This is a genomic window from Pseudoalteromonas sp. SCQQ13 (assembly GCF_015864415.1).
GTDB lineage: Bacteria > Pseudomonadota > Gammaproteobacteria > Enterobacterales > Alteromonadaceae > Pseudoalteromonas > Pseudoalteromonas nigrifaciens.
Genome location: NZ_JADYXG010000001.1, coordinates 179,178 through 200,830 on the forward strand (window position 1 = coordinate 179,178; position 21,653 = coordinate 200,830).

A 21,653-nucleotide genomic window follows, 5' to 3' on the forward strand; every position below is an offset into this window, starting at 1 on the left:
AGAGACACACTGTGATTATTCCAGCATTAGACGTATTACAAAATCAAATTGTGCGCTTATACCAAGGCAAATACGAGACTGTACAGTTTTACCCATTCGAGTTAGGCGCGCGTTTAAAAGAATACGCCGACAGCGGCGCAGGTAAACTTCACTTAGTTGATTTAGAAGGTGCCCGCGATCCAAGTAAAAAACAGTGGCAACACATTCAAGCGGCTACAAAAGCACTTAATGTGCCGTATCAAGTTGGCGGTGGCATTCGCTGTGAGCAAGATGTAAGTGATTGGCTAAAAGCCGGCGCAAACCAAGTGGTTATTGGCTCAATGGCGGTTGAAAAACGCGAACAAGTTAAAGCCTGGATTGAGCAGTTTGGCGCAGAGCACTTTGTTATTGCCCTTGATGTAAATAAAACAGCCACTGGCTGGGCTCCGGCAACCCATGGTTGGCTAACTGAATCTGAGTTTGGTTTACTTGAGCTAGTAGATTTTTATGCTAACTTAGGTGTTATCGATTTTTTATGTACGGACATCAGTAAGGATGGCACCATGACCGGCCCATCGTTCGCGCTGTACGAGGATTTAATTAAGCATAACTCAACTATTAAAGTACAAGCATCTGGTGGCGTAAGCTCACTTGATGACATTAAAAAGCTCAAAGAGTTGGGTATTGGCGGTATTATTTTAGGTAAATCACTGCTCGATGGCGCCTTTAGTGTGGAAGAAGCACTAGCAGTAACACGCTAAGAATCTAATATATATACAAAAAAGCACAGTACCTATACTGTGCTTTTATTCATTAACTTAATTATTAAGCAACACCTCAGGTAAAGTCCTTAACCTAGCCTCATACAGTACTTAAAGTAGCCCTAGCAATATAGTAAGCTCTTTCAAACTCGCAATTTTGCAACATAATATACTTACCTGTATCACTGAGTTACACAATCGCACAAACAAAAACATTAACGCACAGATATATTAACGCATTGAATTTACAATGATATTCTTAATAATATGCGCTAAAGTATACTCTTTGTATAACAAATATTAAATTAACATTATAATAACAATTATAATTGCAGTATTTGGCTTTATAGCGTTTACTTCTAATAACAACATAACAATACAGAATTACACTCAATCGATTTGGTATAATTATTCATAAGTCGTTGGGAAAGTTAATAAAAGCAATGGTGATACTCCTTATAAGTAATAAGGTTATCAAGCTTATTAATAGTTACACAGTTTGTTGTAGGTTTACCGGTTTATATAGTTTAAGCGTACCTGATTTTTATAAAAGGCATAAAATATGAATATAAAACACGTAGTAAAAAATCGATATACGCTAAGCATTGCATTAGCAGTACTACTGTCGGGCTGCTCTGAGCCTGAGGTCGATACAAAAATTGAAAAGGCCCCAAAGCCTGTTAAATTAATTACCATTAAAGATACTGCGCAATCAAACATTCTTACTTATCCTGCTACTGTCGATGCGATAAAAAGCGCAAAGTTGGCATTTCAAGTTGGCGGTAAAATAGACAAACTAAATGTTATTGCAGCGCAATCCGTATTAAAAGGTGACGAACTGGCATCGTTAGAAAAACGTAACTTTATTAACGAAGTAAACTCTACAAAAATACAGTATGAAACAGCTAATAATGACTTTAATCGCGGAATTAAGCTCTCTAAAGATGGCGTAATTTCGGCTAGAGATATAGAGCAGCTAAAATCGAAAAAAGAAGTTGCTCAATCTCGCTATGACTCAGCAAAAAAAGCACTGACAGACAGTACTTTAGTTGCCCCTTATGATGCAATTGTAGCCGCTGTACCAGTAGAGGCGCTTGAGAATGTAAATGCAGGCCAGCATATAGTTACTTTATTTGGTAAAGGCGAAATGGAAGTGGTTGTTAATATTCCATCTTCTATTGTTGCCACCGTTGACTCGCGTACAGGCAGCCGTGCCTTTGTACTTTTAGAATCAGCTGCTAATACTCCTATTCCTGCTACATTTCGTCGCGCTAATTTAGAAGCTGATACGTCTAGCCAAACTTATGAAGTTAGGTTTTCATTTGCTGTACCGCAAAACCTAAATATTTTACCCGGCATGAATGCCAGTTTACGTATCGAATTTGATAATAAGTCGACTACAAATGAAATTACTCTGCCTACATTTGCTATTTTTGAAGAAAATGGCCAGCACTATGTATGGACAGTAAGTGAATCTATGATCGTGAGTAAAACGGTTGTCACCTTAGTAAACGGTATTGGTGAAGAACTAGTTGTTACCAGTGGTATAAAAGCCGGCGATGTAATTGTTGGTGCCGGTGCAAATTATGTAACCGATGGTATGAAAGTACGCGCTTGGACTAAGTCATAGGAGCTTGAGTAATGGATTTAGCAAAGTGGACTATTAATAACAAACTCATTAGTACCATAATTATTATACTGACGTTAGGCTTTGGCTTCTCTTCATATAAAAACATGGCACGATTTGAAGACCCTGAATTTATAATTCGTACCGCACAAGTGTTTGTTCCTTACTCTGGTGCGAGCCCTTTAGAGGTAGCCCGAGAAGTAACTGAGCCTTTAGAACGTGCTATTCAAGAATTGCAGGAAATTGATACCATATCGTCTACCTCTTCATCGGGTATGTCTGAGATAAAAGTTGAGATTAAATCGGAGTTTTCGCCGACAAAGTCTGAGCTACAGATTATATGGACCAAACTAAGAAATAAAATTAATGATGCTCGCCCTTCCCTTCCACCAGGTACAGGTACGCCACAAATATTTGACGATTTTGGTGATGTATATGGTTTAAGCTATTTAATTACAGCCGAGGGTTACTCTCCTGATGAGCTGCATGCCTACGCTAAAAACCTACAAAGTGATATTTTACAGGTTAAAGGCGTTGCTAAAGTAGCTATGACCGGTGTTCAGCAAGAAGGTATTTTTGTTGAAATAGCCCGTGAAGATTTGGCCACTTTAGGTAGCTCAATCAGTAATATTTATTCAATTTTAGATAAGCAAAATACAGTAATAAGTGCCGGTAATACGCAAATTGGTGATCAACGTATTTTTATAGATCCCACCGGCTCTATTAATTCTATTGAAACAATACAAAACCTATTAGTGAGCGCCACCAATGACGGTAAAGCTATATATTTAAAAGATATTGCTAATGTATATCGTGGTTTTCAAAGCCCAGCAACTAAACTTGTACGTTACAACGGGCAACCGGCAATTTCTTTAGGGGTTGCCAGTGTGCTTGGTACTAACGTTGTTAAAGTGTTTGAGCGCGTAGATGAGCGCGTTAAACAAGCTGAAAACGTGAGACCCATTGGTATAACAGTGCATGAATATTATCATCAAGGTAAGGTTGTTCAGGCATCGGTAGATAACTTTGTAGTAAATGTAATTGTGGCATTAATTATTGTTGTTGTTACTTTACTTGTATTTATGGGGCTGCGCTCTGGGCTTGTTATTGGCGCAGTATTACTACTGACTATTTTTGCCACACTAGCAACCATGGACTTTAGCGGCATACCCATGCACCGAATTTCACTTGGGGCATTAATTATTGCTTTAGGGATGATGGTTGATAATGCCATTGTTGTCACCGAGGGAATACTGGTTGGTACTAAACAAGGGCGCAAAAAGCTAGAAATAGCATCTGAAGTTGTAAAGCAAACAAGGTGGCCTTTATTAGGCGGCACTTTGGTAGGTATTGTGGCCTTTGCACCTATAGGTTTAGCACCGGGTGATACTGCCGAATTTACTGGGCATTTATTTTGGGTTATTTTAATTTCTTTACTTTACAGTTGGTTATTTGCAATTACCCTAACGCCACTATTTTGTTTTTGCTTGTTTAAAGAACAAGATAAAGACACCTCTACAACAGCTAAGCCTAATATGATTATGGCGGCTTATCAATCCATTGTTGTTAGCTCGCTTAATCATCGCTGGTTAACAGTTGCTGTAGTGATATTTACTTTTAGTGCATCAATGTGGGGATTTCAGTTTGTAAAATCTGGGTTTTTCCCAGCCTCTACAACACCACAAATGGTAGTAGATTTTTGGTTACCGCAAGGAACTGATATCGAAAAAACCAAAAAAGATATGATCAAGCTTGAATCCTTTATTCAGCAGCAAGAGAGTATTGAGGGCGTACAAACCTTAATTGGTGGTGGCGGTTTACGATTTATGCTTATTTATGGAGCAGAATCACCAAACAGTTCTTACGGCCAAATATTAGCTAAAGTAGATGACTATAAAGTGCTTGATACTATGATCCCTAAAGTACAAGCGTATATAGATGACACCTTCCCAGAAGCGCAAGGCAAAGTATGGCGCTTTGTAATGGGACCCGGAGGTGGTTCTAAAATTGAGGCAACATTTAAAGGGCCAGAACCCGCAGTAATTCGTGAATTAGCCGATAAAGCGAAAGCAATCATGATTGATGACGGCGGTGCACTCTCAATTAAAGATACTTGGCGCCAGCAAGTTAGGGTTATTGAACCGCAATACTCGCCAATTAATGCCCAGCGTGCAGGTGTAACACGCAAAGCAATTGCTGAAGCGTTACAACAAAACTTTTCTGGTAAAACGGTTGGCCAATATAGAGAAGGTGAAGAGTTAATTCCTATTATTGTTAGAGCTCCCCTAAAAGAGCGCTCGAATGTTAATGATATAGGCAACATTCAAATTCCTAGCCAAATCACAGGTAAAACAATCCCATTAGAGCAAGTTACTAATGGATTTAAAACCGTATGGCGTGATGGTATTTTAAAGCGCGAAGATAGAATGTGGACAATTAAGGCTCAAGCCGATCCACTTCCTGGGCAGCTTGCATCTGAATTATTTAATCGAGTAAGGCCACAAATAGAAGCGATTGACTTACCTGCCGGTTACACATTGGAATGGGATGGTGAGTATGGGCAATCAAAAGAGTCAAATGAAATGCTTGCATCAACACTACCACTTGGCCTTTTAGCTATGGTGCTAATTGTAGTGGTGTTATTCAATGCTTTAAAACAACCTATTATTATTTGGCTTGTGGTACCGCTGGCTCTTATAGGCGTGGTATTTGGCTTAGTAACAACACAAACTCCACTTGAGTTTATGGGGATATTAGGATTGCTCTCTTTATCTGGTCTACTCATTAAAAATGCCATTGTATTGGTTGATCAAATGGATATGGAAATTAAGCAAGGTAAACCACGTTATGATGCCATTGTCGATTCGGCTAATAGCCGAGTAAGACCAGTAATGATGGGAACACTAACAACAGTACTTGGGGTAATACCGCTTTATTTTGATGCGTTTTTCCAATCAATGGCGGTTGTATTAGTATTTGGCCTACTCTTTGCTACATTACTAACCTTAATTGTTATACCTGTGCTTTACGCTATTTTTATGGGCGTTAAAAAAGATGAACGCACACCAGTTAATGCCTAAGGTAATAAACTAAATATTGCAAAGTAAATAAAATATACGGCCAGCTAATGTAAAATATTATCTGGCCGCATGCTTTTTTATACCCAACCCACAACATAAAATATCGCTCTATGCTGTTGATAAATAACTAGCTTCATAACTTTAATAAAGTGCCCATCGGCGTACTTGTTAACACTGTTGGCGGCGATGGTACAGGTAAATAAAACCCTTGCGACATTAAAGTAGCCAATTTAAACGCGTATTTGATATGAATGTGTTTACCATGTGCCGACTTTGTCAATTAGTGGCTCCTCACATGAAAAATAGCGATTATGGCAGCATAATTAATATCTCTTCTATGGCGAGCGTTAACAACTGCCTCGCTATTAGCACCATGGCCCACTCGCTGTAAGTACTGATGCACTTAAAAAGTGCTTACCTCTGAAGTATTAAAATAATGTTACTTCATACCTTTAATTATCAATACGTTAAAGCTAACACCATAGTTAATCCAACAAACTCATTTTATATCGCAACTTACTTAACATAACCAACTTGCTTAACTCTATTCCCCCGTTATAAAACCTCTAAAAGCCCTCATACTAACGGTACTAAAATAACCCAAAGTAATATTTTTCAGTTAAGCATTTAATGGTCAACACTATATTTGTATACTATACTTAAGTTATTCATAAATAGGCCCTTAGAGCTTATAATCAAGGTGAGGGACCGCATTGACTAATCATTTAACGCTGCATTTTGTAACGCCAGAAATGCTCAAAGCAGCGGTGATCACAGCCAAATATGACCCCATACTTGTTTTAGCGTCTGTATTTACAGCGGTATTTGCATCTTATATTTCATTTTTACTTTCTGCTCGTATTAAAGGCGCGCAACTTAAAAACGAAAAGCTTTTTAGGACCCTACTGTCATCTTGCTTTTTAGGTGCAGGTATTTGGGCAATGCATTTTGTTGGCATGTTAGCCTACCAACTCCCTATTCCTGTAAGATACAATATACCTATAACACTAGTTTCAATTTTACCCAGTATATTTGCTAGTTATTTTGTTATATCCCCTAATTTAGAGCGTTTTAAACACTTATGGTTTAGAAGTGTACTTATGGGCTTAGGTATTGGCAGTATGCATTACGTAGGTATGATAGCCATGATAATGCCAGCGCATATGGCTTATGAGCCCACTCTGTTTACGTTCTCTGTATTTATTGCCGTAGCACTTTCGGGCTTAGCTTTAAAAATAAATGAATTACGCCAAACAACGCAAAATAAACAAAAGCGGGTTAACTTCTTAGCAGCGCTGGTAATGGGCAGTGCTATTTCAGGTATGCATTATATTGGTATGCTCTCTATGTATGTATTTGAATCTAGCCATACAACCTACCTTGCAAATGACAACAGTGCACAACTTGCCCAAGTGATTATATTTGTAGTGCTAGTATTGAGCTTATTTTTAGTAGGCAGTATTGAATTACGCGCCAGAAGCTTGTTATCGGCAAAATTAAAAGCAGTACTAAATACAGTACAAGACGTAGTGATATGTTTTGATCGCCAAGGCATTATCGAATTTGCTAACCCTCCAACCACTAAAGTATTTGGTTTTGATCAACAAGCGTTAATTGGCAAAAACATTGCTATATTGCTGCCAAAAAAGCATGCAAAATTTTATCATTCATTTAATAAAGATCAATCCAACTTTGGAAAAAGCCAATTATTACAGGGATGCAAAAATTGTGGGCAAGAGTTTCCTATAACAATCGCAATCAACCCTATAAGTGAGCTAACTAACGCCCCTTTAGTAGCTACTATTAAAGATTTAACCGATATTCAAAATCAAGAAGCCTTTACACAAACCATATTTGATACCCTACCTAACATTTTGTTTATTAAAGAAGCTAAGCATCTAAGTTATAGCCATGTAAATAAATCAGCTGAAAAATTACTTGGCAAATCACAAGAGCAACTTATAGGATTAAATGACTTTGATATATTCCCAGCAGAGCAAGCAAAATTTTTTGCAAAAGCAGATCGCAAAGTATTGAACTCAAACAATTCGATAACAATTAACGAAGAGCCAGTTACCATAAATGGAGCAACTCGCTATTTACGTACTCACAAAGTGATTATAAAAGATAATATGGGTAAGGCTAAGTTTTTACTCGGGATTTCTGAAGATATTACTGAGCTCAGAGAAGCTAGAATTGAGCTAGATAACTTGCATCATCGAATAGCATTAGCAGCAGATGCGGCTAATATTGGCATATGGGAATGGAATTTTAAAACCGATGTGCTTATTTGGGATGACTGGATGCACACACTTTATGGCATTAAAAAGGGTACTTTTTCTTGTAACTATGCTCAGTGGTCAAAAACAATTCATCCCGATGATTATGATGATGTTACCAATAGGCTGACCAAAGCAATAGCAACCAATGAAAAGTTTCATGCTGAGTTTAAAATTATACTGCCCTGTGGAGCAATACGTTATATAAACGCCGATGGGCGAGTATATGGTGATAGCATAGTCGGTATTAATTTTGATATTTCAAAGCGTATTATCGCTGAAAAAGAAGTACTAAAACTAGCTCAAACCGATTATTTAACCGGGCTTGCAAACCGCAACACCCTGACAAAGTTTGCTGAATGTGAGTTTAGAAAAGCTAAACAAGAAAACAGTAAAGTGGCATGCTTATATTTTGACTTAGATAAGCTTAAGCCAATAAACGATACTCACGGCCATATAGTTGGCGACTGTGTATTAACCGTAATAGCCGACCGCTTAAAAGATATAACCCGTAAAACTGACTGTATCGCCCGTATTGGCGGGGATGAATTCGTTGTTATAAGCACCAACATTGAAAGCCTAAACCAAATAGAAAAACAAATAACCAGATACTTAAGTGCGATTGAGTTACCTATTGTTTTGCAGCACAACGAACTCTTAGTTACAGTAAGCATTGGCTATGCTATATATCCCGACGAAGCAGCAGACTTAGATGAATTACTTAACAAAGCGGATAAAAGAATGTATGAACATAAAAGTAAAAAGCATGATCATGCTAATAACAGCCAACCACAAGTCAATTTAAGTTGAGCATTTAATTTTAACAATACATAACTTAAATGAACTGAACTGAAAAACTCAAATATTCCTACAGCTTCACTATGTATATCCTAAAAAGCGCTAAGTTAGCGGCTGCTTATTGCCCATTTGTTATAATTTAACACATTAATACAGCATGGAATTAGCATCCGTAAGTTCTCACTTTTTGTTATTTATACAATCCTCTGAATAGCTTTAAAAGTAATTAACTATAAGATATTTCGCCTATAAATAACGCTTAGATATATATATACTGTAGGTAATTATTAATATGACTTTTTGCTGACAATAATGTTTTTAGTGTTGTTGTTATTAATGCAAAATATTAACGAAAAGAATAGTAGCTATGACTTTCAAAAATAAACACACTACCTGCGAGACTTTCCCATGTTATCAAAACGCATAATTCCATGTCTCGACGTTAAAGACGGCCAAGTAGTCAAAGGCGTAAAATTTAAAGGCCATGAAGTAGTTGGTGATATTTTAACTATGGCAAAAGCTTACAGCGAGGCCGGTGCAGATGAACTTGTTTTTTACGAAATTAGTGCCAGTGTTGAGAAACGCTTACTCGATGTAAATTGGGTAGAGAGTATTGCCCGTCATATTGATATTCCTTTTTGTGTGGCTGGCGGAATTAAGTCGGTTGCCGATGCCGCTCGCGTACTTGAACGCGGCGCAGACAAAATCAGCATTAACAGCCCTGCTATTGCTCGCCCTGAGCTAATAAAAGAGCTGCACGATGAGTTTGGTAAGCAATGCGTAGTGGTCGGTATAGATAGCTTTTACGATGAAGTGACCGGTGAATACTTAGTGTACCAACTTACTGGCGATCCTAATGCGTCAAGCCGTACCCGTTATAAAACACAAGAATGGGTTAAACGCGTACAAGACTTAGGAGCAGGCGAAATAGTATTAAACTGTATGAACCAAGACGGCGTACGTAACGGTTATGATATTGAGCAATTAAGTAAAATACGCGAACTGTGTAATATTCCTCTTATCGCCTCAGGCGGTGCTGGATCTATGCAAGATTTTGTAGATGTGTTTAAACAAAGTGAAGTTGATGGCGCACTTGCAGCCAGTGTTTTTCATAAAAATGTGATTAACATTAGTGAACTAAAACAATTTTTAACTAATAACCAAGTGGCAGCAAGATTATGATATTAACACTCGACAACCAAACTCAAGTTGATTTCACTAAAAGTGAAATGATCCCTGCTATTATTCAAGATGCACGTTCTGGTGTTATTTTAATGCAAGGCTTCATGAACAGCGAAGCACTAAAGGTGACACTTGAAAGTAACAAGGTAACGTTTTACTCGCGCTCAAAATCGCGTTTGTGGACCAAAGGTGAGTCATCTCAAAACTATTTAAATGTCGTGTCAGTACACACCGATTGTGACAACGATTCTATTTTAGTACTTGCCAACCCAGAAGGCCCAACGTGCCACTTAGGCACACAAAGCTGTTTTGGCGATGATGCAAAACCAAGCCTAAGCTTTTTAGCGCAACTTGAAGATGTTATTGTAGCGCGTAAAAACGACGACCCAGCTAAAAGCTATACAGCGTCTTTGTTTGCAGAAGATTTAAGCCGTAGTTGTCAAAAAGTAGGCGAGGAAGGCGTAGAAGTTGCCCTTGCTGCAATGAAACACGATAACGATGAGCTAACAAACGAGTCTGCTGATTTAATTTATCACCTTACAGTGCTATTACAACGCCAAGGCTTAGCCCTTGAAGACGTAGTTAAATGCTTAATAGGTCGCCACAAGTAAGTTGTAACTTTAATACCAACAACTTTTATAAAAGCACGCTTAAATTATTTAGTGTGCTTTAGCACATAGCGCACTAAATTCATTAATTAAAAGGATAATATTGAATGAAGAAGTTAGCCTCTGTCGTATTTACTAGCTTGGTAATTTCAGGTTGTTCTAGCGTTGTTACTGAGCAAACAGCCGCTATAGATCAACTTACACCATGTAATAAAATTCAAACCTTACTTGGTGCATACGATACCCGTTTTGAATCGCTAAAAACAACCAAAGTAACCACAAAATTTATGGATAGCTGGAGTACTAACTATCATTTAGTGGGTCAACAGTGCCAAATTACTGCATTTGATCATGATAATGTTATTTACCGCTGTCAAAATAGTTACAAAGAGCAAGTAGCTGCTGTAACAGATCATCAAAAAGCAGTGGCTTTTACTCGCCAATGTTTGCTTGAAAGCAATTGGCATGAAAGCCAAAAAGAGTCAAAAAACTCGATTCGTACTACTTTCGTACTTGATGAAAACACCCCTGTTATTTCAATCTACACCGGTAAAACGTTATCTAGTTTAAAATCGTGGTCTACCTCATTAGAAATTGGCAAATCAGTAGCTACTAAACAATAATTTTTTATAGGGTTTTATGGGTTTTCAAACAAAAACTAGCAAGACTAAACTTAAAACCGATTGTATTGGAGTTTGCCAGCGGCGCAGTGGCCTATGTACTGGCTGCGGACGTACCAACGATGAAATTTTTGAGTGGATTATTTTATCTGAAGATGAAAAAAAGGTGATTTTAGCAACCCCACGAGCCGATTAATCAATGAATAGCTGGGGTTTTAATAGGTAAGCTAACCATCTGGGTTATAAAACTTTAACTTCAATAATAGACTAAAACTAACTGTTGTTAAATTTAGCCTGTTATTGAACGTTTGAAATAAATGGCATCTACTTTATTACTCATTATTTTTGTATTTATACCTTATAGGTTACCCGCTAGCTAAATTTATATCGGTTTGCGTAGCTTGAAAACAAGCGCTTACAACCTGCTTAAATGATTTATTAATGTCGATACTAATTACATTTAACTCATCTGCTTGGGGGATTTCCAATGTCTTGAATTGACTTTTTAATAGCTCAGTAGGCATAAAATGGCCTCTTCTATCTTGCATTCGCTGCTTAACTAATTCAAAATTTCCCTGTAAATGTAAAAAAGTAATATTCACATTTCCTTCGCATATTTGCTCTCGGTATTTTTTCTTTAAGGCTGAACAAACAATAACGGCCACTTCATTTTTTTGCTCAATACTAAACGCAGCGTCACGAATTCTTTCTAACCACGGCACACGATCTTCGTCATTTAGAGGTTGCCCTGATGACATTTTCAAAATATTTGCTTTGGGGTGTAAATCATCGCCATCAATAAATTTAGCGTCCATCTTTTTCGCAAGCGCATAACCAATACTCGACTTTCCGGTGCTTGATACACCCATAATAATAAATATTCGACCCGCGTTTATTTGGCTCATTTAGCTAATCTCACTCTATTTTTTAAAAATTCATTAGCTTTGAATGAATTTTTATATTAAGTTACTGGTAACATGTTACGCGTAACTTAATATAATATGAAATTAAACACAAGTTAACCGTCATAATTTGAGTTGGATTTAAGTAGGAAATATATGTCAGATTTATCTTTAATACTAACCGCGGTAGGCTCTATTCTACTGTTACTTTTTTTAGTCATGAAAGTAAGGCTACACGCGGTTGTTGCTTTAATTTTAGTTTCGATGATAGCCGGACTATTCTCTGGAATGAGCCCACAAATGATCGCAGAAACTATCCAAAAAGGAATGGGCGGCACTTTAGGCTTTGTTGCTGTAGTGGTTGCATTAGGTGCTATGTTTGGCAAAGTAATGGAAGAGACTGGAGCGCTTGACCGTATTGCTCATACGTTATTACATCGTTTTGGCGAGAAAAACGCTAACTGGGCGCTCACCTTTACTGGTTTTATATGTGCTTTACCACTATTTTTTGATGTTGCTGTGGTACTTTTAATTGGTATTGCATTTGCAGTGGTACGTAAAGGCGGTGGTAGTGTTATTAAAATAGGTATCGCATTGCTTGCTGGTATTGCTGCTTGTCAGGCATTTCTTATCCCTGCGCCAGGCCCTATTTTAGTGGCATCTCAACTTGGTGCCGATTACGGTTATATGATTTTATTTGGTTTACTTGCTGCTATTCCAGCTATGATCATTGGCGGCCCTCTTTGGGGATCGCTAATTGCTAAGTCAATTCATGTTGAACTACCTGAACACGCCCAAAACAATGATAATACTAGAGACGGTGAGGGCGAGCCTAGTTTTGGCTTAGCTATAGGTTTAATTGCACTGCCATTATTAATGATTGCCTTAAATACGATTGGCTCTCGTTTTGTTGAGCAACAATCTAACTTACATCATTGGTTAGAGTTTATCGGTCACCCATTTACTGCAATTCTTGCAGCTTGTTTAATGGCATTTTATTTACTGGGTGTAAAACGTGGTGTGCCTCAAGATCGTATTATGGAAATTTGCAGTAGTGCCTTACAACCTGCTGGCGTTATCATTTTGGTAACAGGCGCTGGGGGAGTATTTAAACAAGTATTGGTTGATTCGGGTGTAGGGGAAGCGCTTGGTAATATGCTTGCGGGATCTGGCTTACCGATTGTTATGTTAGCTTTTATATTAGCAGCCGCAGTACGCGTAATTCAAGGCTCTGCAACTGTTGCTATGCTTACAGCATGCGGTTTAATTATACCTATGTTAGAGCCCCTTGGACTAGATGGCGCTCAGCTTGCTGCGGTTACTATCGCCATTGGTGGAGGCTCAATCGTTTTATCGCATGTAAATGACTCTGGCTTTTGGTTAGCTAATCGCTACCTTGGCCTTACTGAAATGCAAACGCTGAAAACATGGACGGTGATGGAGACCATTATTGGTACAACGGGTGCTATTGTAGCTATGATTATTTCCCTCTTTTTATAAATTATTTTTATTCATAAAACCCTGAATATGTCCGATGCTGTGCTTAAATAGCAGCATCGGTGTTTACTTCGAGTGTTATAGCTTTTACTGTCTGATGGAGGCAAGCACCATATTTCACTTACAACTCAATATTCTAGGTTTAATATTTGGTTGCTTTATGAGTGACATAGTTAATCAAACACTTTCGCCTAAATGAATCACATAACCGGTATCACATATTTGCTCATCGGGTGCTTCAAGATCTGTTGTTGAACTAATACGACTGAGTAATTTAGCCCCCGCAAGGTTACCAATCTGATAACGCGGCGTGATCACACTGGCTAGCTGAGGCACCATAGATTGACCAATATCATGGCCATGAAAGCCTGCAACCCCCATATGCTGAGGAACAGAAATATTATTTCTTTGACAATCAAAAATAGCACCAATAGCCAAATCATCATTAGTACAAAATATACAGTCAGTATCTGGGTGTTCAGTACGTGTTTTTTGCAATAATTCAGCGCCCAAACTAAACGACGAAGCTTCATTTGTCATCACACTTTTAGGAGTAAACCCCCTTAGTAACATTGCGTCGCTATAGCCTTGAAACTTCAATTGTGTGCGCATATCTAACCTTGCACCAAGGTAAACAATATTCCGGTAGCCTTTATCTAAAAGCGCATTGGTCATCTCAAAAGCAGCTTTAGCATTATCAAAGCCAACCGCTTGGTGTATTGGAGTGTGATGAATATCCATTATTTCAACCACAGGAATACCCGCCATAGCAATCATTTTTCGGGTTCTGTCGGTATGCGTTGTTTCCGATAAAATTAGCCCATCTACATGATATGATAATAAATATTCAACTCTCTTTTCTTCAATTTCGGGGCTATAGCCATAATGCGCGAGCATTGTTTGATACCCTGCAGGCTCAGTAATATCTTCAATTCCGCGAATAACTTGCGAAAACACTTGATTAGTTAGCGATGGGACAAGCACACCAATAGAGTAGCTTTTGGCATTAGATAATAAATCTGGGGCTTTATTGGCAATATAGCCAAGTGAATCTATAGCTGCTTTAATTTTGATTTGAGTTGTTGCTGATACTTTCTCTGGGTTACGTAAATAACGACTTACCGTCATTTTAGTGACCCCAACTGCATCTGCTATATTTTGAAGTGAAGAGCGTTTATTTTTTTTCATCACAGGTAATTAATTTATTATGTTACACGTAACATAACAATTATAATTGCGGTTAGCCACTTTTAAGCTATTTTGCTAGATAAATATAACCTTATTGATAATTATTTATACTATTCTGGCTTGCTTAGACCGTTTACTTATCAAGTTAGATACTTAATTATATGCTTTTCAATGAGTCAATAAATACAAATGCCTCAGTGTATAGAGGCATTTTAAACGATGTTATTACTTATAAATAGCTTACGCTTTATCGAGCGCTTGACTTACATCTGCAATAATATCGTCGATATTTTCAATACCAATCGATAAACGCACTAAATCACGGCTCACACCTGCATTAGCGAGTTCTTCATCATTAAGCTGACGATGCGTGGTTGATGCAGGATGACACGCTAGCGACTTAGCATCACCGATGTTTACCAAACGCAGTATCATATTGAGTGCGTCGATAAAACGAGTGCCTGCTTCCAAGCCACCTACAATACCAAAACTTAATATACCCGATGCTTTACCATTAGTTGTTTTTTTACACATTGCGTTGTATGGACTTGACGCTAAGCCTGCATAGTTAACCCATGAAACTTTAGGGTGCTTTTGTAAATACTCAGCCACCTTTTGTGCATTTTCGCAGTGACGTTCCATTCGCAAACCTAAGGTTTCAAGGCCAATTAGAATGTCTGATGCATTTTTTGGTGCAAGTGCCGCACCGGTATTTCTAAGCGGGACCACTCTACAACGGCCAATAAACGCAGCTTCTGCAAAGGCTTCGGTATAAACAACATTATGATAAGACGGATCGGGCTCGTTCATCATGGCAAAACGCGTAGCATTTGCTTTCCAATCAAATTTACCTGAGTCAACAATCATGCCGCCAATGGCAGTACCGTGCCCATTTATGTATTTAGTTAATGAATGCACCACTATATCGGCACCCAGCTCGAATGGGCGGCATAAGTACGGCGTTGCTACTGTGTTATCAACAATAAGGGGCACACCTTTACTGTGTGCTATTTTGGCTAATCGGGCAATATCAACAATATTACCTGCAGGGTTGCCAATTGATTCACAAAATACTGCTCGAGTATTATCATCTATTGCGTTTTCAAAGGCCTCAAAGTCATCTGCTTTGATCATCCGTGCTTCAATACCTTGGCGTGGTAATGAATGTGCAAATAAGTTGTAAGTGCCGCCATATACTTGGCTAGTACTAACAATGTTGGTGCCAACTTCACATAAACATTGAATTGCGTAAGTAATTGCTGCCATGCCAGAGGCTACAGCTAGTGCGCCTACGCCCCCTTCCATAGCGGCGATACGCTGCTCTAATACTGCGTTAGTTGGGTTCATAATACGGGTGTAAATATTACCAGGTACTTTTAAATCAAATAAATCAGCACCATGCTGGGTGTTATCAAACGTATAAGATGACGTATTATAAATTGGCACTGCTGCAGACTTTGTGGTTGATTCTGATTCGTAGCCATGATGCAGCGCTAAAGATTCTAGTTTCATTAGTATATTCCCTGTTATTAATTTACTTAGCGTTAAATTAGCACTTATATGCTACTAAGTGCACTTGAAATATACTAATGGCGATTGAAATTTTTAACCTTTAAAAACAACCACTGTTAACTTTTAAAGCAATAACCAGTTGAGCTATAAACTAAAGCCAATAATAAAGAGTATTACACCTAAATAAATAGTACATGCAGATTGCATATTTTGTGATATTTCACCTGCAATCAAGTCGCACGTGCCTTTATATATCCCTTTGCACACCAATAATACTCCCCCTGTTAGCCTATAATTATTTAAATTTATTTTACCTTTTTCATCTGTAATAATGCGCAAATAACCAATAAGTATAATAATACTTGCCGATATTAATAATCCAATTTCTAAGCTTTCCATGGATATGCTCACTTGAAATTTAAGTGTTTTGTTTAATATTGATTGCTTGAAAGGTCGTTATGCTTATTGACGCAACTTTTAACTTCACTATTTAAATTGGCTAATAGTGCGTACATCTTAGTTATATTATGTCTAAGCTGTTAGGATACGCCGTCTAAATTTTTCTTTATGGGTAAGCCCGATATAATGGGTAAAAATAACAGTAACGGTTTTAGTCCTAAACGCAATGAAAAAGTGGGCAGCGAGCTTCATCCATTATCGTTAGTGGTTAACTCACCACAGCGCAAGTTAGAAGTAGAAGCAATAGTACAAGAACATAAGTTATTTGCTACAGTAGAGCTTAATACTCAAAGTGATGAAGATATAAGAGAGCTTGAATTCGCGCTGGTTAAGTCTACACCGCAAGTATTCGATAAAGTCCCTGAGCGTAACTCTCCTTGTTTATGCGGTAGTGGTAAAAAGTATAAAAAGTGTTGTGCTTAAATTATAGCTCACAATTCAATCTCCTTTCTCATTCTTTAATATAAAAATGCCACCTGTTAATAACAAGTGGCATTTTATTATTTGCTATAAAGTTCAGCTAAAATAAAGGTTCGGCTTTATTTTTACGCTTAACTTATTTTACTATTTTCATTTCATCTAATAAATTTTGGGCATTATCTACCTTGTCCATTACCCATAGCATGTAACGAGAATCTACGTGAATTGAGCGGTTTAGTTCTGGGTTATAATCCCAATCGCCAATGATGCTTTCATATACGCCATCAAACAATAAACCCACCAGCTCGGCTTTACCATTGAGTGTTGGCGAGCCTGAGTTACCGCCGGTTGTATCTACGTTTGATAAAAAGTTAACAGGTACTGTGTTCATGCCGCCGGTGTAATCACCATAAAGCTTGGCTTTAATTTGCTCTTGTAACTTTTTAGGTGCATTAAATGGGTCAACATCGGTGTTTTTAGCTAGTAACCCTTCAAGCGATGTAAAGGGTGTTGCTACCAAGCCATCTTGAGGTGAGTAGCCACCTACCGTGCCGTAAGTTACTCGTAATGTGCTGTTTGCATCTGCATATACGGCCTTATTTTGTGCTTTATTAAAGGCAATAATAGCGCTCATTAACTGCGGGCGAGCAGCTTGTAACTTGCCTGCAAGTGCTTTTGATTTATCTTCCTCAGCTTTCATTACTTTAAATATTGCTTTAGCGTATTGCACAAATGGGTCTTGGCTTTGGTTTAGCTGGCTAAACGATTGCTCAAACAATGAATTGCGTACAACTTCGTTATCTAGTGTTGATTTAGTATACATTTGCTCAAGCAATGCACTTTGTTTCGCTTTATCAAAACCATTTTGTAGTTTAAATGCCTTATCAACCTCGCTAAAGCGCTCTTCTTTCGGAAGTGCGGCATAAAGCTCTAAAAAGTGCAGTAAAATAGCTTTATCTACATTGGCATCAAAGCGACGCGTCATACGCTCAAGCCCAGCTTTAATGCGCGGTAAGTCACGCTCTTGGTATCCAGACTCTCGCTCTGCATTTGGCTTTTGTTGCTCATACGCTAAACGGTATAAGCTGCGAGCGGTACTGATCATTTGTGATCTGTGTACATAACCTAACATACGATCGCGCTCGCTATGCAGTTGCGATTGCGCTACTAATGCCGATAGCTCATTTAAAACATCGCCATATTGCTGCTTGCGTGTTTTATCACTATTAATCCATTGAGTTAGTTCTTGCTCAAACTGTTTTTTGCGCTCAAACATGGTGCCTTTTTTAAAGCTTTCTATCATTGAGCCATAGTTTTTAATGTAATTATTGTAACCTGCAATAGTGCTTTCGTAAGCTATACGCGCTTTACTGCCGTCCTCTGCGTTTTCTTCAATAAGTGCTACATATTTTGAATTATGTTCACGCGCTTTAGGATAGCTGTCGTTAAATACGTTATCTACTTCTGCAGCAATACGGTAACGGTTAGTACGCCCTGGATAGCCTGTTACCATTACAAAGTCGCCCTCTTGCACACCTTTAGCACTTACACTTAAGTAAGAATCGGGTTCATAAGGTACGTTATCTTCGCTGTACTGTGCTGGTTTACCATCTTTTCCTACATACGCACGGTAAAAACCAAAGTCGCCGGTATGGCGCGGCCACATCCAGTTGTCTATATCACCGCCATATTTACCTACGCCCATAGCCGGAGCGTATGCTAGGCGTACATCTTTTATTTCTAGCGACTTAATGAGGTAATACTCTAAGCCACCATGAAACGAATACACATTACAACGATAGCTCTCATCGGCTTCACACTGAGCCACCAGTGCTTTTTCATTTTTTTCAAGGGCATCGTAGCGTGCTTTAGCACTTAACTTTTGAGTGTCTTTAATTACTTTGTCGGTAACGTTAGTTACGGTTTTAGTAACATAAACACGAGAGCCAGGAGCTGCGGGTAAATCTTGCGCTGGAGTTTTAGCTAAAAAGCCATTTTCTAAAATATTATTATCGGTTGTTGAGTTGTATTGAATAGAGCCATAAGCACAGTGATGGTTTGTTACCACCAAACCTTTTGGCGATACAAATGATGCCGTACAACCACCTAGGCTAATTACCGCATTCATCGGGAATTCGGTTAATTTTGAAATAGATTTAGCATCTATTTCAAGCCCTTTGGCTTTTAATATTGATTCTAATTCTGGAAGCTGATGTGGTTGCCACATGCCTTCATCTGCAATTGCAGTGCTTGAGAGTGTAATTGCTAAAGTTGATGCTATTGTAGCGACAAGAGGTGTTAAACGCATTATAGAGTCCTTTTTATTGTTTCTATAACAGGTTACTCGTGAAGTATTATGCAGGTCAATACCGTGGTAATAAATTGTTACAATGTGCCCTATAAACCCTCATATATAGCGTTAATAGCAAACTGTGGCAGCTATATTTTGTATTTACTTATAACTACTTTATATAATATGTGATTATTTATAAAAACCTTGGTGAAAAATCCAATAACAACTCCTCAGGTAATGGCTTACTAAAATAGTAACCTTGAACAAAATCACAATTTAACTCACCAAGTAAAACAAGCTGCTCTTTCGTTTCCACTCCCTCTGCAACCACGGTTAACCCTAAGCTATGCGACATGGCTATAGTTGCTTTGACTAAATTACAGTCTTCTTTTTTGGATGTAATGCCATTAATAAACATGCGATCTATTTTTAAAACCTTAAATGGGTACTGCCTTAAATAGCTTAATGATGAATACCCAGTACCAAAGTCATCCATTGATAGCTTTATGCCCAATTTAGTTATTTCTTGCAAAGTGTCGTTTATATTCAATTTAGCATTCATTAACACCCCTTCGGTAATTTCTAACTCTAAATATTTAGCCTTTACATCTAGCTCGCTAAGAGTGTCTTTTATAAAACTAAGTAGCGCTGTGTCTCTAAATTGACTTGGGGATAAATTAACAGCCATAGTATATTTATGGTGTTGCCCTTTATTTAGCTGCTTATTTTGCCATTTTTTTAAAAGCTGTAAGGCTTGCTTAATAACAAACTTCCCAATGGGGATAATCAACCCATTATGCTCGGCTATTGGAATAAATTCATCGGGCGGTATATTCCCCAGCACTGGGTTATACCAACGTAGCAAAGCTTCCGCGCCGGTAACATGTTTATTTTTAACATCTAACTGCGGTTGGTAATATAGTTCAAATTCATTACGCTGTAACGCACCTTGCATCTGCTCCTCTATCGCAAGGCGGCGCTGAATTACTACATTCATTTGTGGAGTAAAAAACGAGTAACTGTTACGTCCCAAGGCTTTTGCTTGATACATTGCCGTATCTGCATTGCGTAAAAGATCAGACGCTGTATCGCCATTTTCGGGGTACATAGCAACCCCAATACTCATGGTGAGTACAAGTTCTCTCCCTTCAATTTTAAATGGCGAGGTAAAACTTTTCAGTAGCTTTTCTGCAATATCTATTGCGTTATAATGACTATTAATACCCCGCAATAGTACAATAAATTCATCTCCTCCTAAACGCCCTATGGTGTCTTCTTTGCGAATGACTTGCTGTAATCTTGCAGCTGATTTAACCAGTAGCTTATCGCCTAGTTCATGGCCAAACGAGTCATTTACTTTTTTAAAGTTATCTAAATCAATAAAAAGTACAGCCACATGCCCCTTGTTTCTTTGTGCTTCAAAAAGCATATGCGATAGTCGGTCAAGTGCTAAAAAGCGGTTAGGTAATGAGGTTAAATTATCATAATAAGCTTGTTTACGGATCAGCTCTTCTGCCTTGTGCTGCTCGGTAATATCTCGAATAATAACCATAACTTGCTGATATTGAGAAACATGGTTAATTCTTGCCTCAAAGTACACAACTCCCAATGGCATGGTTAGTTCATATTGAAAGCTCACCATCTGTTTTTGGCTTAAGGCTTGGGAAATATTCTTTCTAAACTTACTGCTAACATCGTCTGGTAATAAATCAAACATACTGCTACCAATAAATTGCTGAGGTAAAGCATAAAGATTACTGCTACTACTGCTACTGGCTTGATAATCAAGGATTTTGCCATCTTCTTGCATTACAAAAAATAGATCAGGAATAGCCTCAAATATTGTTTCCAACATTTTCTCTCTGAACATAGCCTGTTCTTGCGCCTGTTTAACATCGGTTAAGTCAATATCAATACAATACATTTGTTTAATGCCATATTGATTTATAAACATTACATGGCTTGAAAACACCGAAACATCATTATTATTTTTATCACGAAGAGTTAGCTCTGCTGCAGGAATTTCTATGCCATTATTAATCCAATTTCCGTGGCCAGCAACCACGGCCTCTCGTAAATCACTTGGTATAATTAAGTCTTCAAGCTTTTTACCTGTTGCTTCAACATTCGTATAACCATAAAGCACTTCGCTGCCTTTATTCCAATAAATAACACGGCGTTGTTCATCATACCCCTGCACAGAAATAGCATTCACAGCATCAAATAATTGATGTAATGGGTCATTAACAACATATTGGTGAGCTAAAGTATGTATATTATTTTTAGATTTCATTCTGATCAATTAATAAATAATACTTAATATTTATAATAGAACGAAATAATTAAATTAACACTTAAAGGAGCGAATAAATGCTTTTAGGTAATGCGGCAATATAAGAGTGTAAAAATAAAAAGGAGCCGTTGCTCCTTTTAGTTATTAGTTTTTAA

General features: G+C 37.9%; 16 protein-coding genes and 1 pseudogene. 11 read left to right on the top strand and 6 right to left on the bottom strand.

Annotated features, from left to right (window positions below; genetic code table 11):
• The first annotated feature begins 11 nt into the window (after positions 1-11).
• The 9 genes and pseudogenes from I6F41_RS00735 (at position 12) to I6F41_RS00775 (ending at position 11,130) form a co-directional block, all read left to right on the top strand.
• Positions 12-740 carry a 1-(5-phosphoribosyl)-5-[(5-phosphoribosylamino)methylideneamino] imidazole-4-carboxamide isomerase gene (locus I6F41_RS00735; RefSeq protein WP_011330113.1) on the top strand — a complete coding sequence of 243 codons (729 nt, stop codon included), beginning with the start codon at positions 12-14 and terminating at the stop codon, positions 738-740.
• Between the two features lie 562 nt (positions 741-1,302).
• The gene (locus tag I6F41_RS00740; protein ID WP_011330111.1) at positions 1,303-2,370 is read left to right on the top strand and encodes an efflux RND transporter periplasmic adaptor subunit; all 1,068 of its coding nucleotides are present in this window, start codon (positions 1,303-1,305) and stop codon (positions 2,368-2,370) included.
• 11 nt (positions 2,371-2,381) lie between these two features.
• The gene (locus I6F41_RS00745) at positions 2,382-5,447 is read left to right on the top strand and encodes an efflux RND transporter permease subunit (RefSeq protein WP_011330110.1); all 3,066 of its coding nucleotides are present in this window, start codon (positions 2,382-2,384) and stop codon (positions 5,445-5,447) included.
• 235 nt (positions 5,448-5,682) lie between these two features.
• Positions 5,683-5,838, top strand: a pseudogene (locus I6F41_RS18135) (SDR family NAD(P)-dependent oxidoreductase); the annotation flags it as partial.
• A gap of 322 nt (positions 5,839-6,160) precedes the next feature.
• Positions 6,161-8,536: a diguanylate cyclase domain-containing protein gene (locus I6F41_RS00755; protein WP_197107511.1), complete on the top strand. Its 2,376-nt coding sequence runs from the start codon at positions 6,161-6,163 to the stop codon at positions 8,534-8,536.
• A 396-nt stretch (positions 8,537-8,932) separates the two neighbouring features.
• A complete protein-coding gene (gene hisF, locus I6F41_RS00760; RefSeq protein ID WP_182683596.1) occupies positions 8,933-9,706 on the top strand; it encodes an imidazole glycerol phosphate synthase subunit HisF in 774 nt (257 codons plus the stop codon).
• Positions 9,703-10,317, top strand: a complete 615-nt coding sequence (gene hisIE, locus I6F41_RS00765; protein WP_011330106.1) for a bifunctional phosphoribosyl-AMP cyclohydrolase/phosphoribosyl-ATP diphosphatase HisIE — start codon at positions 9,703-9,705, stop codon at positions 10,315-10,317. The genes hisF and hisIE overlap by 4 nt, the downstream gene beginning before the upstream one ends.
• Before the next feature lie 104 nt (positions 10,318-10,421).
• Positions 10,422-10,937: a hypothetical protein gene (locus I6F41_RS00770; protein ID WP_197107513.1), complete on the top strand. Its 516-nt coding sequence runs from the start codon at positions 10,422-10,424 to the stop codon at positions 10,935-10,937.
• 16 nt (positions 10,938-10,953) lie between these two features.
• Positions 10,954-11,130: a DUF1289 domain-containing protein gene (locus I6F41_RS00775; protein WP_065813981.1), complete on the top strand. Its 177-nt coding sequence runs from the start codon at positions 10,954-10,956 to the stop codon at positions 11,128-11,130.
• 169 nt (positions 11,131-11,299) lie between these two features.
• Here the strand turns inward: I6F41_RS00775 and I6F41_RS00780 are convergent, their stop codons facing one another.
• Positions 11,300-11,839, bottom strand: coding sequence for a gluconokinase (locus tag I6F41_RS00780; RefSeq protein WP_197107515.1), 540 nt, complete (start codon positions 11,837-11,839; stop codon positions 11,300-11,302).
• A gap of 153 nt (positions 11,840-11,992) precedes the next feature.
• Here I6F41_RS00780 and gntU point away from each other — a divergent pair, with 153 nt between their 5' ends.
• Positions 11,993-13,336 (top strand): gluconate transporter, encoded by a 1,344-nt coding sequence (gene gntU / locus I6F41_RS00785; protein WP_086997545.1) that lies wholly within the window; start codon positions 11,993-11,995, stop codon positions 13,334-13,336.
• Positions 13,337-13,510: 174 nt separating this feature from the next.
• Here the strand turns inward: gntU and gntR are convergent, their stop codons facing one another.
• The 3 genes from gntR to I6F41_RS00800 form a co-directional block, all read right to left on the bottom strand.
• Complete coding sequence (gene gntR / locus I6F41_RS00790) at positions 13,511-14,521, bottom strand: gluconate operon transcriptional repressor GntR (RefSeq protein WP_197107517.1); 1,011 nt, start codon at positions 14,519-14,521, stop codon at positions 13,511-13,513.
• A 240-nt stretch (positions 14,522-14,761) separates the two neighbouring features.
• Positions 14,762-16,033, bottom strand: coding sequence for an O-acetylhomoserine aminocarboxypropyltransferase/cysteine synthase family protein (locus I6F41_RS00795; RefSeq protein WP_086997553.1), 1,272 nt, complete (start codon positions 16,031-16,033; stop codon positions 14,762-14,764).
• Positions 16,034-16,177: 144 nt separating this feature from the next.
• Positions 16,178-16,432 (bottom strand): MetJ regulator of methionine regulon, encoded by a 255-nt coding sequence (locus I6F41_RS00800; protein WP_197107519.1) that lies wholly within the window; start codon positions 16,430-16,432, stop codon positions 16,178-16,180.
• Between the two features lie 168 nt (positions 16,433-16,600).
• On the opposite strand from I6F41_RS00800, the gene I6F41_RS00805 reads away from it, so the two are divergent.
• Positions 16,601-16,915: a PBPRA1643 family SWIM/SEC-C metal-binding motif protein gene (locus I6F41_RS00805; protein ID WP_197107521.1), complete on the top strand. Its 315-nt coding sequence runs from the start codon at positions 16,601-16,603 to the stop codon at positions 16,913-16,915.
• A 133-nt stretch (positions 16,916-17,048) separates the two neighbouring features.
• Here I6F41_RS00805 and I6F41_RS00810 read toward each other — a convergent pair whose 3' ends face one another.
• Both I6F41_RS00810 and I6F41_RS00815 read right to left on the bottom strand, forming a co-directional pair.
• On the bottom strand, positions 17,049-19,220 hold the full coding sequence (locus I6F41_RS00810) for a S46 family peptidase (protein WP_197107523.1): 2,172 nt from the start codon (positions 19,218-19,220) through the stop codon (positions 17,049-17,051).
• Between the two features lie 178 nt (positions 19,221-19,398).
• The gene (locus I6F41_RS00815) at positions 19,399-21,498 is read right to left on the bottom strand and encodes a sensor domain-containing protein (protein ID WP_197107525.1); all 2,100 of its coding nucleotides are present in this window, start codon (positions 21,496-21,498) and stop codon (positions 19,399-19,401) included.
• Positions 21,499-21,653 lie beyond the last annotated feature (155 nt).